Raw genomic sequence first — 16,299 nt, 5'->3', positions numbered from 1 at the left:
TCTCACTTGCTTTTTTCCAAAGGTGGGCAAGATGCCCACACTACTAAAATCGTTCGTGGAAAGTCCGCTTAACCACATCAAGCTGCTGTTCTCGTGTTAACTTAATAAAATTCACCGCATAGCCCGAAACCCGTATCGTCAACTGTGGGTATAGCTCCGGATGTTCCATCGCATCCATCAAGGTTTCCCGGTTCATCACGTTCACATTCAGATGGTGCCCTCCATCATGGAAATAACCATCCAACATACCCACCAGGTTGCGAATTTGATCATCTTCAACCTTACCTAAAGCTGAAGGGACAACGGAGAAAGTATTAGAAATCCCATCTTGTGCGTAGTCATAAGGTATTTTTGCTACCGATGCCAGGGATGCGATCGCACCTTTACTATCCCGTCCATGCATGGGGTTTGCCCCTGGTGCAAAGGGTTCTCCAGCTTTGCGTCCGTCGGGTGTATTCCCGGTTTTCTTGCCGTAGACGACATTCGAGGTAATTGTTAATACCGATTGTGTGGGTGTTGCCTGACGATAGGTTTTGTGTTTCCGTAATTCCTTCATGAATCTGGTGACTAAATGCACCGCTATCTCATCAACTCGCTCATCATTGTTGCCGTATTTGGGGAAATCTCCTGCAATTTGATAATCGATCGCTAATCCGGCGGAATTCCGCAACACTTTCACCTGGGCATATTTAATGGCTGAGAGAGCATCCGCAACCACCGACAACCCGGCAATTCCACAAGCCATAGTGCGGAGGATATCGCGATCGTGTAGTGCCATTTCTAAGCGCTCGTAGCAGTATTTATCATGCATGTAGTGGATGACATTCAAAGTATTAATATAATTTTTTGCCAACCAAGCCATCATCCGCTCGAACTTACTCCAAACCTCCTGGTAATCTAAGTATTCGGATGTAATCGGTGCAATCTCTGGTGCGATTTGTTCGCCGGATTTTTCATCTTTGCCACCATTAATTGCATACAACAAGCACTTGGCTAAGTTTACCCTTGCGCCAAAGAATTGCATTTGTTTACCGATTCGCATTGCCGACACACAACAGGCGATCGCATAATCATCACCCCAGTAGGGACGCATCAGATCATCACTTTCATACTGAATTGAGCTAGTTTTAATTGAGACTTGGGCACAAAAACGTTTAAAGCTATCTGGCAAGCGTTCTGACCACAGTACGGTTAAATTTGGCTCTGGTGCTGCACCTAAGTTATACAAAGTATGTAGAATGCGGAAACTAGTCTTTGTCACCAAAGTTCTACCATCTTCACCCATCCCACCTACACATTCTGTCACCCAAGTCGGGTCGCCGGAGAACAATTCATTGTAATCTGGAGTTCTCAAGAATCGTACCATCCGTAACTTCATCACAAAATGGTCGATGAGTTCTTGCAATTCCGATTCGCTGATTTTACCTTGTTGTAAGTCGCGTTCAAAATAGATGTCGAGGAAAGTGGAAATTCTGCCGATGGACATTGCTGCACCGTTTTGTTCTTTCACGGCTCCTAAGTAGGCAAAATATAACCACTGCAATGCTTCCTTGGCATTAGCTGCGGGATGACTAATATCACACCCATAGCTGGCAGCCATTTCCTTGAGTTCAAATAGTGCTTTAATTTGTTCGGAAATCTCCTCGCGCAGACGAATGATATCTTCGTCAATGACATCCAATTCTAAAGATTCCAGTTGCGCTTTTTTATCTTCAATCAGAGCATCAACACCATACAAAGTTACCCGTCGGTAATCACCAATAATTCTGCCACGCCCATAGGCATCAGGCAATCCCGTAATGATTCCCGAATGCCGTGCTAAACGCATTTCGCGAGTATAGGCATCAAACACACCGTCGTTGTGGGTTTTGCGATATTTAGTAAATATCTCTGCGGTTTGGGGATTGATGTCATAACCATAAGCTTGTAACGAGTCTTTAACTACACGAATACCTCCCAAAGGCATAATTGCCCGTTTCAGAGGTTTTTCCGTTTGCAAGCCGACGATTTGTTCAAGTTCGCGATGAATATAACCAGGATGATGGGAAGTAATAGTAGAAACAACTTCAGTATCAGTATCTAAAATACCTTTTTCCCGCTCAACCGCCATCAAATCCTGGACTTGATGCCATAGTGTTTGCGTGCGTTGACTGGCATCCGTTAAGAAAGATTCGTCACCAGTATAAGGATTGTAATTAGTTTGGATGAAATCACGGAGATTAATTTCTTTCATCCATTTCCCAGATTTAAAACCATGCCATTGTGATAACACAATTGATTCCCCCAATTACAGCCAATGCCTTCGCTTCCACTTGTAGTTATAATTCGAGATTTTGAGGAACTTGTGAGGGTTGATATTTAGCTTAATTTTACCCACCATCATGATTAATTTATCAAAAAGTCTCTCTTCTTAACAGAATTATTAAAAAATTAAAAAATATATACTTTCCCCCATCCTCACAAAATCCTCAAATTATTGCCCTATAACCAAAATTGAGACCCATAAGGAGATATCATGAAGCGACACAAACCTAGCCAATGGAATAGTTGGGGACTCTGGGAAAGGTGGATATTAGCAACATCCATTGCCGAAGTCATTGGTTTGGCGATTGTCGCGGTTGTGAGTCTGGTTGTGACTCACTTTGGTTATATCCAAGGAACATTTATCTTAGTGGGGACTTTAGAAGGAATAGTTTTAGGCTTTGCTCAATGGCTGGTTCTCCGACGCTATATTAAACACTCGACACGCTGGATAATTGCTACAGTCATTGGTGCATTATTTGCTTGGTTTACGGGACTAACTATTAGTGCTTTGATGGCAATTGCCTATGCAGGTGTGTCAGATATCACTAAAAATCAAGCCTTTATCAAAGGATTATTCCTGCTGGGTGCTGGCTTGGGTACAATGCTGGGGTTTTGTCAATGGTTGGTAATTAAAAATCAAATCCGCTTTTCGATTTTGTGGATAGTTGCAAATGCGATCGCTTGGGCTGTAGGTTTATTTATAGCCTATGTTGGAGTGGGGATGGTGCAAGAAAATTTTAGTCTCCAAACAGCTTTAGTGACAGCAGTGACGGGTACAGCAATGGGTGCGGTAATTGGAGGAATTACGGGTACTGCTTTAGTTTGTTTGCTCAAATCATCACAAAAGCAAATTCACTAGACTTTTTCGGAATCATCATTGGGGGAGGTTAATATGTTAAAAGCAGTAGATGTAATGACAAAAGATGTTGCCACAATTCGCAGTTCGGCAACTGTTACCGAAGCGGTAAAATTGATGAAAGCACGTGATTGGAGGGCGCTAATTGTCGAACGTCGCCATCCTCAAGATGCATATGGAATTATCACCGATGCTGATATTATGGGTAAAGTAATTGCTTATGGTAAAGACCCTTCTAAAGTGCGTGTTTATGAAATTATGACTAAGCCATGTATCGTGGTAAATCCAGATTTGGGAGTGGAATATGTGGCACGTTTATTTGCAGATCATCATTTATTACAAGCTCCTGTAATTCAAGGTGAATTAATGGGTATTGTCTCGGCTTCTGATATTATTGGTAAAAGCAAATTTGTCGAGTTACCTCGGACAATTCTCCTGGAACAAGAACTCCAAGAAGCTATTAAAAAATCCCATGATATCTGCGCTAGAACCTCCCCACGTTCGGAAGAATGTGCTGCCGCTTGGGATGTAGTTGATGAGCTACAAGCAGAAATTGCCCATCAAGAAGCCAAACGCATTGAGAAAACAGCCTTTGAGGAATTTTGTGAAGAGTTTCCAGAAATATTGACAAGAAAAGAATGTGATGAGTGGTGTAGTGGCTAAATATTGCAGAGGCGCAATATATTGCGCCTCTCGATATCTATTCACAGTTTTCCTAAAGATACTCAAAAAAATACTCAAGTTCTAATGGCTAATTATAAATAGTAATATAAACACAAACAAATAAATACTAAATATTAATATATACTAAATAAAATTTAATTGTTGTAGTTAGGAGGTGGTAACTATGCGATATTCGATAAAAAAGTTACGCAATATAGTTGATAGCGAGACAAATGAAATGCCAAATTTACAGATTAATTCCCAAGGGGATACTGTTGTCTTACTACAAAAAATGTTACTTTATTTTGGTTATTTAACCAGCGATTCTTTAAATGGTTATTATGGTTCCAAAACCAATATAGCTGTCAAGAATTTTCAAAATGATCATGGTTTGTTAAGTGATGGCGTTGTCAATCAAGAAACCTGGCAAGCATTAATCGAAAGTTTACCTGTATAGTTTTTGTCTCCTCACAATTTCCTCAAGTTTTTAGCATAGGCTAACAATGCAGCATTCATGAGGGGACAGTGAAGATGGAAACCAGTAGAATGACTGAATTTCTCTGTTTTTTACAACAAGACTTAGCAATTCCAACTACCGATTTGCAACTGGCATTACGACATCCTGAACAAACCCTGAATTCATTACCAATGATTCTTTGGCAGTATGGACTCATTACTTTAAGACAATTAGAGCAAATTTTTGACTGGTTGTAGGAAAACAGAGATTGAGCAATGCTCAAGCAACTGCAAATTTATTACTCAGGAAAAATCGCGATCGCCAGTTTACAATTAGTTTACAATTATTTATCGAATGTCATTGTTAGGGTTGCGTTCAGTTGTCACCTAACGGGAAAAGCTTCGCGAATATAATGACAGCGAATCATCGTGACATAATATCCTGCACAAGTTGAAGTGTTGGCGAAAATATCATCATAAAGCTTACCTAAGTTTACCATACAATTGGCGCAAAGATGTGATTAGGAATCATGTAAAGATAAGTAGTACAAGCGTCTCGCTTACTATTTCCCAAAGGTGAATAAGTAGTGCAAGCGTCTCGCTTGCTATTTCCCCAAGGTGAATAAGTAGTGCAAGCGTCTCGCTTGCTATTTCCCAAAGGTGGGCAAGATGCCCCGGAGTTTTCCGTGAAGAACATCTCCCCAGAAACTCCTCTCCACACTACTGGTTCAATTTATTTTTACACGAATACTTACAGGGGTACACAGAGGAAAATTAATGAGACTAATCTTGCTATTTGAATAACAATAAACTTATATGAATTATTTTGAAATCTTTCAACTTAAAATATACTTTTATTGATATTTTAATGAAAGACTAAAAAATCATAGTGGCAAAGTAAACTTCAGTCTTCTACTAAAAAGAATCAACTAAGTAAAATTAAGTTAAATTAAGTTTGCATATTGGGTGTATTTAGTTGACTAATTTGTTTTCAATCTTGCTTTCATGCCTACCAAGTGATTCGCGATCGCTAGTTTAATTTCTTGGTTTTCTGGGTCAAAATCCAGGGGGGAGTAAATGAACTTTGTAACAACTCAAATTCTAATTGTTGATGATAACCTGGAAGACCAAAAAAACTCTCACCATTACTTATTACAGGATCAGCAACATAACTACAACATTGTCGAAGCAAAGACTGGAGAAGAGGCACTATTATTGTGTCGGCAGGAATTTCCAGACGTAATTTTATTGGATTATCTGTTGCCAGATATGGATGGGCTGGAAGTTTTAAAGCAGTTAAAGGCTGTCAGGGGTACGGCTGAAGTACCTGTCTTGATGTTGATAGAAAAGGGAAATGAAACGATCGCCGCAAGCGCAATCGCCACTGGAGCCTGCGACTATATAAGTAAGGACAACATGACTACAGAAACTTTACGAACCGCAATTAATTTTGCCATTACTCGCGATCGCAACCAACATCAGTTAGAAACTGATCAATTACCAACAATTATCACAGCCCAAACTTGCAACTCTCCCGAAAAACCTTTTGCGGAACTAAGTGATTGCCCATTTCAGGCATTATTTGATAGCGCCCTAGATGCGATCGCCATCGCCGATGATGATGGTAGATATATTGATGTCAACCCTGCCGCTTGCGAACTGTTTGGTCTTCCAAAACAAAAGTTACTGGGCTTGAGGATTGCTGACTTTGCCGCACCAGGGTTTGATTTTAGCCAAGCTTGGCAGAGTTTCCAGGAACAGGGACATTTATCTGGTGAGTTTCAACTCCATCGACCTGATGGGACAATCAGAGAGGTGGAATTTAAGGCAACATCTAACTTTTTACCCCATCATCATTTATCAATTCTCCGAGATATCAGCGATCGCAAAGCCGCATTTGCAGAGTGTAAACTAGTTGAAGCCGCACTGCGGGAAAGTGAACGTCGCTACGCAACCCTAACCGAAGCCGCTCCTGTAGCAATTTTCTGGCTTGATGCATCAGGTAATTGCACCTATGTCAACGATTGCTGGGGCGAGATGACGGGTAGACCAACAGCAGCCGCAATGGGAATGGGATGGTTGGACACCGTACACCCCGATGATCGCCAGCAAACAATTCTCGTTTGGAATCAATTATTTGACAATCAGCAACCAGAACAACCCTACCGCCTCGAAGCCAGGATTTTACGTCCAGACCATAGCATCCTTTGGTTCTACTGTCTAATGCTTCCCGAAACCGATTCCACTGGTTCCCTAATTGGTTATGTTGGTTCCCTGATGGATATTAGCGATCGCAAACTAGCTGAACAAAGGCTAGCCCAGTCTGAATCACAATATCGATTGTTATTTGAACGCAATCCCAACCCAATGTGGATTTTTGATCCCGAAACCCTCGCTTTTTTAGCAGTAAATCAAGCCGCGATCGCTCACTACGGCTATTCTCAATCGGAATTTTTAGCAATGACTCTTGCAGATATTCGTCCGACTGAAGATATTCCTGTCTTCCAAGACTTCCTGAAGCAGTATCGTCTCACTGATGCTGATTTTGTTTATCGAGGAGAATGGCAACATTACAAGCGGGATGGCTCCATCATTGATGTCGAAATTACTAGTAGCCCGATTGTTTGGGAAGGCAAACCCGCCGACTTCGTCATGGTTAAGGATATTACCGAACATAAACAAGCACAAAAGACACTGCAAACTTACGCCACAGAATTAGAAGAACTATATAATCATGCACCTTGTGGGTATCATTCGCTAGACAAAGATGGCACTTTTGTGCGAATTAATGATACTGAACTGAATATGTTGGGTTATAGCCAAGAAGAAGTAGTTGGCAAGAAGAAATTTTCTGACCTGATAACACCTGAAAGTAAAATCACCTTTCAGGAAAACTTCCCGCGTTTCCAGGAGCGAGGTTGGGTAAGGGATTTGGAATTCCAAATGATTCGCAAGGATGGCACAATCCTACCCACGAGTCTCAGTGCTACGGCTATGAAAGATGCAGCAGGCAATTATCTTGTGAGTCGCTCTATGGTTGTTGATATTAGCGATCGCCAACAAGCCCAGGAGAAAATCCGCGAACAAGCCGCCTTACTTGATATTACCACCGATGCCATTTTTGTCTCCGATTTACAGCACTGTCTTTCATACTGGAATAGTGGTGCCGAGCGTCTCTACGGTTGGCAAGCAGCTGAAGTAATGGGTAGAAATTGTCGCGAGTTTTTGTATCAAAAAATATCATCTCCACTCGAAGCCGCCTTCAAAACTGTTGTTGAAAAAGGCGAATGGCAAGGCGAACTCAATCAAATCACCAAATCTGGAGAAGAAATCATCGTCCAAAGTCGCTGGACATTGGTGTGCGATCGCACCGGGCAACCAAAATCCATCCTCTGCGTCGATACTGACATTACCGAGAAAAAACACTTAGAGTCTCAGTTTTATCGGGCACAACGCTTGGAGAGTTTAGGCACACTAGCAAGTGGTATTGCCCATGACTTAAACAATATACTCACACCTATTTTGACAGTTGCCCAATTATTGAAACTGAAACTTCCTCATCTGAATGAGCAAAATCTGCGATTACTGAAAATTCTGGAAGACAGTTCTAAACGAGGAGCCGAACTCGTCAAGCAAATTTTATCCTTTGTGCGTGGTGTTGAAGGTAAGCATGTGCCTCTGCAACTCACCCATCTGCTCAAGGAAGTAGAGCAGGTTGTCAAAAGTACATTTCCCAAATCAATTCACATCCATCTGCATATACCCACACCCAATCTTGGTATAGTTTTAGCTGATCCGACCCAAATCCATCAAGTGTTGATGAACCTATGTGTAAATGCCCGTGATGCCATGCCTGACGGAGGTAATCTCAGCATTGCGGCGGAAAATTACTATGTTGATGACAACTATGCCAGGATGAATTTGGAAGCAAAAGCTGGCGACTATGTAGTCATAACTGTATCAGATACAGGATGTGGGATGTCAGAAGAGGTGAGGGAGCGAATTTTTGAACCATTTTTTACCACCAAAGAACATGGTAAAGGAACCGGGTTAGGGCTGGCAACAGTTCTTGGTATCATTAAAAACCACGGTGGTTTTGTCAATGTCCAGAGCGAGTTAGGCGAAGGCAGCCAATTTCAAATTTACTTGCCAGCTATTGAGCAAGGGACATCACCGGCAACTGATGAATTACAGACGATTAGAGGTAAGGGCGAATTAATTTTGGTTGTGGATGATGAGGCATTTATACGAGATGTTGTCAAAGCCTCCCTGGAAGAATTTAACTACAAAGTCTTAGTTGCTAGCGATGGGATTGAGGCATTTTCGCTTTATGCTCAACACAAAAATGAAATCAGCTTAGTGTTAATGGATATACAGATGCCCTCGATAGATGGGTTAAAGGCTATTAGCATTCTCCAACAAATGAATCCCCTAGTCAAAATCATTATTATTAGTGGATTGGCTTCCAATCGTAAGGCTTTACAATTTAGTAACATTAATGTGCAAGCATTTTTAGCAAAGCCCTACAGAATTAAGGAATTATTGGCTAGCATTCAAGAGGTTTTAAGTAAAACATAGATATAGGGCAATACGGTTCAGTTAAGGTTGTCAGTCAATCGATTTGTTGAGAACCAAGACTTGGGGGATTCTCCCCCAAACCCCCTATTGGGAAAAGTTGACGGGGAGATGTTCTTCCCGTCAAACTTTGGACGGTTGCGTCCCCCAAGCCCCCTCCAAAAAAGTCGATCTGTTTTGTTTGCGGTGATTGATTTATATTCTTAACTGAACTGTATTGAGATATAGGGACGTTATCTTTGAATCGGGGGCATCTTCACATTTTCCTCACAATTAATCAATAAAGTAAAAATAAAGCGATCGCTAGGAGGATGCCATCCAACTCTAGATTTACATCGCTTAGGAATGTGGATTAAATAAAGTACAAAAGTAGGGTGCTGTTAGCGGAGCGGAACGCACCATTCCCAAGCTAGTTAAAAAGCGGCTCATCAAACCTATATTTATCGTTGGGGAAGGGTTATGAAATACAAAAAAATTCTAGTTGCTATGGATAATTCCCTCCAAGCTGCAAAAGTTTTTCAAGCAGCATTAGATATTGCTCAAAAATGTGGAAGTAAGCTAATGTTATTTAATTGCATGAATAACTACTTTCTTGATGAGTCAGCTATCTCGATTGGGACAATGGCAGATGTCGATATATATGGTACTCTCCAACAGCAACACAGGCAAAATTTACAGCAAGAAATTACAAAAACCCAAGCTTGGTTAGAAGCTTACTGTCAACAAGCTCATATCCGCAAAGTTGAGGCAGAATTTACTTATAAATTCGGTGAACCTAGTAAACAAATTTGTAATTTTGCCAAAACTTGGAATGCAGATTTAATTGTACTAGGTCGTAGAGGACATAAAGGTATTACAGAAATTTTGCTGGGCAGTGTTAGTAATTATACTCTCCATCATGCTCCTTGTACTGTACTGATTGTCCAAGAAAAGGTAGTTGTCAAAGAAAAAAAACAGGCTCATGCCACAACAGTCGCATATTAGCAAATATTCATCCCCTATTTATATCCTCGACTTTTGATAAGCCGAGGATAAGCTGATGTGCAGCTAAATTGTATAAGACGAAAACGCCAAATTACTGTAGTGCAGAGAGGAGTTTCCGGGGAGATGTTCTTCACGGAAAACTCCGGGGCATCTTGCCTGCGTCTCATATACAAATTAAATACGCGACAGCTTATTAAAGCGGTTAAGTAAAATGGCTATTAGCTATGAGCTATGAGAAGAAATTAACATATTTACTTCTGCAAACTTACCAGTACGCAACCACTCATGCATATTTGCAGGTAATTTAACTTGAAGAAGATAACTACGTAATTCCTCTCCTTCTAATACTTCTTTTTCCAAGAGAATGTCGGCGACTTCTTGCAACAGTTCCTGATTACCTTGAAGGATGACTAACGCTAATTGATGCGCTCCATCAATAATTTCCTTCACTTCTTGGTCGATTTGTTCAGCTATTTTTTCACTAATTGCTCGTCGCGGATTCGTCAAACTATTTAAAAATTGCTGTTGAATTTTCTCAAATGCAACAGGTCCTAATTTTGCACTCATTCCATACAGGGTGACAAATCTCTCAGCTAAATCAGTCGCTTTTTGAATATCATCACTCGCACCCGTAGAAATTATGCCGAATATCAACTCTTCTGCTGCACGTCCACCTAATAATGTGACAATGCGTCCGCGAATCTCATCTTCAGTCATCAAAAAGCGGTCTTCCTCAGGTAATTGTAACGTATAACCTAAAGCCGCAATTCCACGGGGAACAATGGATATTTTTTCAACATTACCCGCACCAGGAGTAATTGCCGCAATAATTGCATGACCAACTTCATGATAGGCAACAGTCTTTTTCTCTACCTCATTGAGAACACGAGATTTTTTCTCTAAACCAGTTAATACCCGTTCGACTGCTTCATTTAAATCCTGCATCGTCACCGCATCGTGGTTTTCCCTTGCCGCTAAAAGCGCAGCTTCATTTACCAAGTTGGCTAAATCTGCACCCGCAAATCCAGGAGTTCTAGCTGCTAGCTTCGCTAAATCTACATCTTCGCCAAGTTTGACATTTTTAGCATGAATTTTGAGAATCGCTTCCCGACCAATTTTATCCGGTCTATCAACAACAATCTGCCGATCAAAACGTCCCGGACGCAGCAATGCCGGGTCTAAAACTTCAGGACGGTTGGTAGCTGCCAGAATAATTACACCCGTGTTTGTCTCAAAACCATCCATTTCCGAAAGTAATTGGTTGAGGGTTTGTTCCCGTTCATCATTGCCACCGAGCATATTCCCAAACCCTTCCCGTGATTTTCCCAAAGCGTCCAATTCATCAATAAAAACAATACATGGAGCCTTTTGCTTTGCTTGTTCAAACAAATCCCGTACCCTTGCTGCCCCAATTCCCACAAATAACTCAATAAATTCCGAACCAGAAATAGTAAAAAAAGGAACTCCAGCTTCACCCGCGATCGCCTTTGCTAATAATGTTTTGCCAGTTCCCGGAGGACCAACTAGTAATACACCTTTGGGAATTTTTGCGCCGAGGCGAACATACTTAGTGGCATTTTTCAAAAAATCGACTATTTCCCGGAGTTCGGTTTTCGCTTCATCGACTCCGGCAACATCATCAAATGTGACTCCTGTACTGCCTTCTGCATAAATGCGGGCTTTACTTTTACCAATTGTCAATGCAGCAGGACTATCCATCCCCGAACGATTAAACATAAATCCCAACATGCTGAGGAATATCACAGGAGGTATTACCCAACTTAGTAAAACCCATACCCAAGCTGCACTGTTGGCAGTCGAGGCTGAATACTCAACTTGATGTGTGCGGAGAATTTTTGGTAGTTCTGTATCGTTGGGAATTGGTGTAGTTAGATAAACTTCTTTAGGTCGAATTTTTGATTGTTGTGCATTGGCATCTGGTTTGAGTTCGTACCTAATTTTTTCTGTACCAATTTCCGCACGGATAACTTTACCTGCTTCGACTTGGGAAACAAAGGTGCTATAAGGAACTCGCTTCTGAGATGGTTGTGCCCAAAAAACCAAATTGATAAACATGAGCATTAACAACCAGAGCAATAAACTACCACCAATATGTTTGGATTCGGGTGTGGGGATTGGGTTTTTGCCATCAGTTTCTACTGGCATAGTTCATTACTCCTCATCAATATTATTAGTTATGATTATGTAGAGATACTGCGGAAGTAGATGTGCTTGAATTCATGGAATGAGAGATATCTGTAGTAGGCGATCGCAAATGCAGCTTAAACCATTGATTTGCTAATCTGGCGACTTCTTCTAATGCACCAGGTTCATGAAATTGATGGGTTGCTTGCGGAATAATTTCTAGCTTTTTGTTATTACTAGAAATTTGATTGAATGCATCTTCATTCATTGAAATTGTCGGATAATCCTCGCCACCAACTATTAATAATGTGGGAGTATGTAGGTAAGATAGTGCCGAACTAAATAAATCTGTTCGTCCTCCTCTGGAAACAACTGCACCGACAGACATAGGACGCTCGGTTGCTGCTAGTAAGGCGGCTCCTCCATTTTCGCTAGCACCAAAGTAACCAATATTGAGATGCTGAGTAATCGAGTTCAACGTCAACCAATCTGTAATTCCCACCAGTCGCGAGGCTAAGTGTCTAATATCGCATCGAAAATGCTTACTGCGACAATCGAGAGTTGCTTCTTCTTCCGTTAGTAGATTAATTAAGATTGTGGCTAGTCCTGCTTGACGTAAAAGGTGAGCAAAGTATCGTAATCTGTAACTATATTTAATACTGCCAGATGTTTCCGGAATAACTATAATTCCGGCTGCATCTTCGGGGATTACTAATTCAGCTTCTAGTTTGACTATTCCTAATTGAATAGTTAATATTTTTTCTTCAATATTAAATGCAAGTTTTTTATACATTTTCATTCTCCAACTGCAATATTTTGCTAAATTTAATTTTCCCAACAACCATTGATTAACGAAATCTGAAGACTTAAAAAATAGTTAATAACTAAATCCTTAAGCTTAATAATTTGTTTCTAAATATTCCCTAAGATTGAGAAATATCTTCACCACCTGCTAGTTTATCTTTGACAGCAATAAACTTCTCAATTGGAATCACTAATCCAATCGTTTTTGGATTGGGTTTCATTGCAGTATTAATCCCAATTACTTGACCCTTTTGATTGATTAATGCACCCCCTGAGTTTGCTTGATTAATCACAGCATCGGTTTCAATCCATGCTAAATTTTTGCTTGATTTCGCAGCATCAGAATATTTTAAAGAACTCACAATTCCCAAAGAAACCATTTGTTCGCTTCCAACAGGATTACCAATACTAATTACCCAATCTCCCAATTGTAAATCTTGGGATTGTCCTAATGATGCAGTAGTGAGATTATTTGCAGTAATTTTCACTGTTGCTAAATCTGATTCCTGATCAATTCCTAATAAAGTCCCTGAAAACTTACGTCCATCTTTCAAAGTAACTTTGATGTTTTCTGCACCATTAACGATATGGGCATTAGTTAAAATCACACCATCCCTACTAATAACTATACCGGAACCTTCACCACTATAATGAAACTGAGGAATTTCTACTGATTTCTCATTACCAAAAAAGCCTTCAAAGGATGGATCATTAAATATAGGTGGTATCGGAATTTTCAAAATGCGATCGCTATTGATTTTCACAACTGCTGGTGCAACTTTATTGATGGCTGTGACTACAAAATTATGCTCTCCTGGCGAGAGTTGCATAACTTGAAATTTATTATTTGTATCTGTTGAGGCGATTTTTTCAGGATTTTGGTAAATATCCTGGGGAATAAATTTTGTGGGGAATAATCGTATTGCCGCTAATGCTAAAGTTCCACCTAATATAGCTGTAATAATATAAGCAGCAATTGGAGGGTGCAAATTAACGGTATTTTTATCGGACGGATATGAAGATGTCATATTACCCCCTTATTTGATAAATATAAACATTAAAACCAACATTAAAATCTATATCACTGCTTTTCTTTGATATCCCCAACTTAATTTCATAAATCGGGGACATAGGTTTTCCATTTCGTGGATAGATTCCCAACGTTCAATGTCTCGGAACGGTTGCCAACGAGTAAGTCTCATACTTGTTGCCTCCTATTAAGATTTTCGCCAGTCCTACATGTGAATGTTCTCCTGCCCAGTCTTTTGCTGACTCAGGTAAGCAAAACTGCACTTGATAAAGTCACTACATAACCTCTACCTTCAGGATAGAAACAAATCTTGAGGAAGTTGTGAAGATGATATTGAAACTTAGTTTCAGTAATCGGCTAATACATACATATGTTTTTAAATATCTCAGAGCTTTGACAAAAAAACTAAAGTATGGGTTTATATCGCCAAGCTATGACCTCACAAAATCCTCATATTTTGTGACTATATTGAAAGTATATCTAATGAACAGTCTCTCTATCAGCTAGCAATGCAGTTGAGAATATGAAAATTACGAGGCAGTTGGAGAAGATATATTTTATACATTATCTCAACTGATGGCAAAAAAGTATTACTAGCCAGCTATGATTCTGCAAACAATAATATTCAGCATTCTTACTAGTTAACATCAGGAGATGATGTTATGAACTTAATAACAAGATACATGGGATTAAGCTTAAAGTCACCACTTGTTCCTTCTGCATCTCCCCTATCTGAAGATATAGATAATATAAAACGGATGGAAGATGCTGGTGCTAGTGCAATTGTGATGCATTCACTGTTTGAAGAGCAATTTATGGCTGATGAAGGGGTTAAATTCAATCACCAGCAAATGACTCATAACAGTGATAAAAATTCATTTACCCTCAGCTATCAACCCGAATCAATTAGATTTAGAGTTGATCCTCAAGAGTATCTTAATCATATCCGCAAAGCTAAAGCAATGGTTGATATTCCTATCATTGCGAGTCTGAATGGTACATCATTGGGAGGTTGGACAAATTATGCGCGACTAATAGAATTAGCGGGTGCAGATGCCCTGGAATTAAATATTTATAATGTACCTACCGATATGAGTTTAACAGGTACGCAACTCGAACAAAATTATATCGATATTCTTGATGCCGTCAAAGCTGTTGTCTCAATTCCTGTCGCCGTCAAACTCAGTCCATATTTTACGAATCTGGCAAATATGGCAAAACGTTTGGATGATGCAGGTGCTGATGCATTAGTCCTATTTAACCGTTTTTATCAACCAGATATTAACTTGAAGAAATTACAAGTTGAGCCGAATATTATTTTGAGTGATCCCCAAGCAAAGCGTTTACCGATGCGCTGGATTGCAATTTTGTACGGTCAAATTTATGCCAATTTAGCAGCGACAAGTGGTATTCATAAAGGTCATGATGTGGTAAAAATGCTCTTAGCTGGTGCTGATGTCACTATGATTTGTTCGGCTTTGTTGCTACATGGAATTGATTACCTACGAACCATAGAAAGTGAACTTTGTGAATGGATGGACAAGCATGAGTTTGCATCTGTGGAGGGCATGAAGGGTATTTTAAGTCAAAAAAATTGTCTCAATCCCAGTACATTTGAACGGGTTCAATATATGCGTAGCTTATCTATATATAAACCCGAATGGTCACATACTCAAGATACATCTTACTACTTTGGTTGAAGCTCCAAGATATGATAAAAACAGTGTAGCAGTGGGGTAAAAAAATGAGTTGGTTGCAAAAGCAGCATGTTCTAGTTCCAACTGACTTTTCAGATGCTTCCTTTGAGGCACTATTTCCAGCAAGAGCATTTGTGAATGATGTTTCTAACTTACATTTGCTTCACGTTTTTACTCCAGTTTATGCAGTCGAAGTAGGAATGGTGTCGGAACAATTTGATGATGAGACACGCAAGAAAAAATTGAAAGAAGTTATTTTCAGAAAACTGCAAAATACAGAATTTGAGAACGTGAATGTCCAAGTAATAATTGGAGACCCTAGTTCCGAAATAATTGATTATGCCAAAAAAATCAATGCGGATTTAATCGTCATACCTTCTGAAGGACGCACAGGATTCAGTCGATTTTTGATTGGTTCTGTCGCTGAGAGAGTGGTTCGCTTTGCCCATTGTCCTGTTCTAGTTTTGAAGAAACCAATTTGAAATAACTTCATCAATTAGTTGATAATTGTGGGGAAAATATATTGAAAATAATCAAACAATTAGAATTTGGATAAGTCATCACAAATTATTTGCAAATTACTAATCAAATGTTCGGAGATAAGTAAAAATGGAAAGCTTCGATTATGTAATTTTCGGTGCTGGATATCCTAGTGTGTTAGGTGGGATTGATAATGGAATCAATGTGGTGAAAATCATGACGGGTGAATCTGTTTGGAAAAATCATCAAAAATCTCAGCTTCTTGTTGCCAATGGGTAATCTTTCATTTACTATTTTAGTATCTG

General features: G+C 39.9%; 15 protein-coding genes. 10 read left to right on the top strand and 5 right to left on the bottom strand.

Annotated features, from left to right (window positions below):
- Positions 1 to 43: 43 nt before the first annotated feature.
- The gene (pflB, locus tag VB733_RS16635; RefSeq protein WP_323341175.1) at positions 44 to 2,272 is read right to left on the bottom strand and encodes a formate C-acetyltransferase; all 2,229 of its coding nucleotides are present in this window, start codon (positions 2,270 to 2,272) and stop codon (positions 44 to 46) included.
- 243 nt (positions 2,273 to 2,515) lie between these two features.
- On the opposite strand from pflB, the gene VB733_RS16630 reads away from it, so the two are divergent.
- The 7 genes from VB733_RS16630 (at position 2,516) to VB733_RS16600 (ending at position 9,838) form a co-directional block, all read left to right on the top strand.
- Complete coding sequence (locus tag VB733_RS16630; protein ID WP_323341174.1) at positions 2,516 to 3,163, top strand: hypothetical protein; 648 nt, start codon at positions 2,516 to 2,518, stop codon at positions 3,161 to 3,163.
- Between the two features lie 33 nt (positions 3,164 to 3,196).
- Complete coding sequence (locus VB733_RS16625; protein ID WP_323341173.1) at positions 3,197 to 3,823, top strand: CBS domain-containing protein; 627 nt, start codon at positions 3,197 to 3,199, stop codon at positions 3,821 to 3,823.
- A gap of 184 nt (positions 3,824 to 4,007) precedes the next feature.
- Positions 4,008 to 4,280 (top strand): peptidoglycan-binding domain-containing protein, encoded by a 273-nt coding sequence (locus VB733_RS16620; RefSeq protein ID WP_323341172.1) that lies wholly within the window; start codon positions 4,008 to 4,010, stop codon positions 4,278 to 4,280.
- 74 nt (positions 4,281 to 4,354) lie between these two features.
- A complete protein-coding gene (locus VB733_RS16615; protein ID WP_323341171.1) occupies positions 4,355 to 4,537 on the top strand; it encodes a DUF2949 domain-containing protein in 183 nt (60 codons plus the stop codon).
- Positions 4,538 to 4,908: 371 nt separating this feature from the next.
- Positions 4,909 to 5,079, top strand: a complete 171-nt coding sequence (locus tag VB733_RS16610) for a hypothetical protein (RefSeq protein ID WP_323341170.1) — start codon at positions 4,909 to 4,911, stop codon at positions 5,077 to 5,079.
- A gap of 277 nt (positions 5,080 to 5,356) precedes the next feature.
- Complete coding sequence (locus VB733_RS16605; RefSeq protein WP_323341169.1) at positions 5,357 to 8,857, top strand: PAS domain S-box protein; 3,501 nt, start codon at positions 5,357 to 5,359, stop codon at positions 8,855 to 8,857.
- A 456-nt stretch (positions 8,858 to 9,313) separates the two neighbouring features.
- On the top strand, positions 9,314 to 9,838 hold the full coding sequence (locus tag VB733_RS16600; protein WP_323341168.1) for a universal stress protein: 525 nt from the start codon (positions 9,314 to 9,316) through the stop codon (positions 9,836 to 9,838).
- 222 nt (positions 9,839 to 10,060) lie between these two features.
- Here the strand turns inward: VB733_RS16600 and ftsH are convergent, their stop codons facing one another.
- From ftsH to VB733_RS16580, 4 genes are all read right to left on the bottom strand, one after another.
- Entirely contained in the window at positions 10,061 to 12,004 is a 1,944-nt protein-coding gene (gene ftsH / locus VB733_RS16595) for an ATP-dependent zinc metalloprotease FtsH (RefSeq protein WP_323341167.1), read from the bottom strand.
- 25 nt (positions 12,005 to 12,029) lie between these two features.
- Positions 12,030 to 12,776 carry a hypothetical protein gene (locus VB733_RS16590; protein WP_323341166.1) on the bottom strand — a complete coding sequence of 249 codons (747 nt, stop codon included), beginning with the start codon at positions 12,774 to 12,776 and terminating at the stop codon, positions 12,030 to 12,032.
- 130 nt (positions 12,777 to 12,906) lie between these two features.
- On the bottom strand, positions 12,907 to 13,815 hold the full coding sequence (locus tag VB733_RS16585; protein WP_323341165.1) for a trypsin-like peptidase domain-containing protein: 909 nt from the start codon (positions 13,813 to 13,815) through the stop codon (positions 12,907 to 12,909).
- Positions 13,816 to 13,863: 48 nt separating this feature from the next.
- Positions 13,864 to 13,989 carry a hypothetical protein gene (locus VB733_RS16580; RefSeq protein WP_323341164.1) on the bottom strand — a complete coding sequence of 42 codons (126 nt, stop codon included), beginning with the start codon at positions 13,987 to 13,989 and terminating at the stop codon, positions 13,864 to 13,866.
- 490 nt (positions 13,990 to 14,479) lie between these two features.
- On the opposite strand from VB733_RS16580, the gene VB733_RS16575 reads away from it, so the two are divergent.
- From VB733_RS16575 to VB733_RS16565, 3 genes are all read left to right on the top strand, one after another.
- The gene (locus VB733_RS16575; RefSeq protein WP_323341163.1) at positions 14,480 to 15,517 is read left to right on the top strand and encodes a dihydroorotate dehydrogenase-like protein; all 1,038 of its coding nucleotides are present in this window, start codon (positions 14,480 to 14,482) and stop codon (positions 15,515 to 15,517) included.
- A 44-nt stretch (positions 15,518 to 15,561) separates the two neighbouring features.
- A complete protein-coding gene (locus tag VB733_RS16570; protein WP_323341162.1) occupies positions 15,562 to 15,996 on the top strand; it encodes a universal stress protein in 435 nt (144 codons plus the stop codon).
- A 127-nt stretch (positions 15,997 to 16,123) separates the two neighbouring features.
- Complete coding sequence (locus VB733_RS16565; protein ID WP_323341161.1) at positions 16,124 to 16,273, top strand: hypothetical protein; 150 nt, start codon at positions 16,124 to 16,126, stop codon at positions 16,271 to 16,273.
- Positions 16,274 to 16,299: the final 26 nt, after the last annotated feature.

Source organism: Calothrix sp. UHCC 0171 (genome assembly GCF_034931845.1).
GTDB lineage: Bacteria > Cyanobacteriota > Cyanobacteriia > Cyanobacteriales > Nostocaceae > Brunnivagina.
Note: the sequence above shows the minus strand (reverse complement) of the source record. Positions and strands in the feature narration are given on the sequence as shown.

Coding starts and splice junctions, on each gene's coding strand:
- VB733_RS16630 (WP_323341174.1), top strand. CDS start 2,516: ATGAAGCGACACAAACCTAGCCAATGGAATAGTTGGGGACTCTGGGAA.
- VB733_RS16625 (WP_323341173.1), top strand. CDS start 3,197: ATGTTAAAAGCAGTAGATGTAATGACAAAAGATGTTGCCACAATTCGC.
- VB733_RS16620 (WP_323341172.1), top strand. CDS start 4,008: ATGCGATATTCGATAAAAAAGTTACGCAATATAGTTGATAGCGAGACA.
- VB733_RS16615 (WP_323341171.1), top strand. CDS start 4,355: ATGGAAACCAGTAGAATGACTGAATTTCTCTGTTTTTTACAACAAGAC.
- VB733_RS16605 (WP_323341169.1), top strand. CDS start 5,357: ATGAACTTTGTAACAACTCAAATTCTAATTGTTGATGATAACCTGGAA.
- VB733_RS16600 (WP_323341168.1), top strand. CDS start 9,314: ATGAAATACAAAAAAATTCTAGTTGCTATGGATAATTCCCTCCAAGCT.
- ftsH (WP_323341167.1), bottom strand. CDS start 12,004: ATGCCAGTAGAAACTGATGGCAAAAACCCAATCCCCACACCCGAATCC.
- VB733_RS16590 (WP_323341166.1), bottom strand. CDS start 12,776: ATGTATAAAAAACTTGCATTTAATATTGAAGAAAAAATATTAACTATT.
- VB733_RS16585 (WP_323341165.1), bottom strand. CDS start 13,815: ATGACATCTTCATATCCGTCCGATAAAAATACCGTTAATTTGCACCCT.
- VB733_RS16580 (WP_323341164.1), bottom strand. CDS start 13,989: ATGAGACTTACTCGTTGGCAACCGTTCCGAGACATTGAACGTTGGGAA.
- VB733_RS16575 (WP_323341163.1), top strand. CDS start 14,480: ATGAACTTAATAACAAGATACATGGGATTAAGCTTAAAGTCACCACTT.
- VB733_RS16570 (WP_323341162.1), top strand. CDS start 15,562: ATGAGTTGGTTGCAAAAGCAGCATGTTCTAGTTCCAACTGACTTTTCA.
- VB733_RS16565 (WP_323341161.1), top strand. CDS start 16,124: ATGGAAAGCTTCGATTATGTAATTTTCGGTGCTGGATATCCTAGTGTG.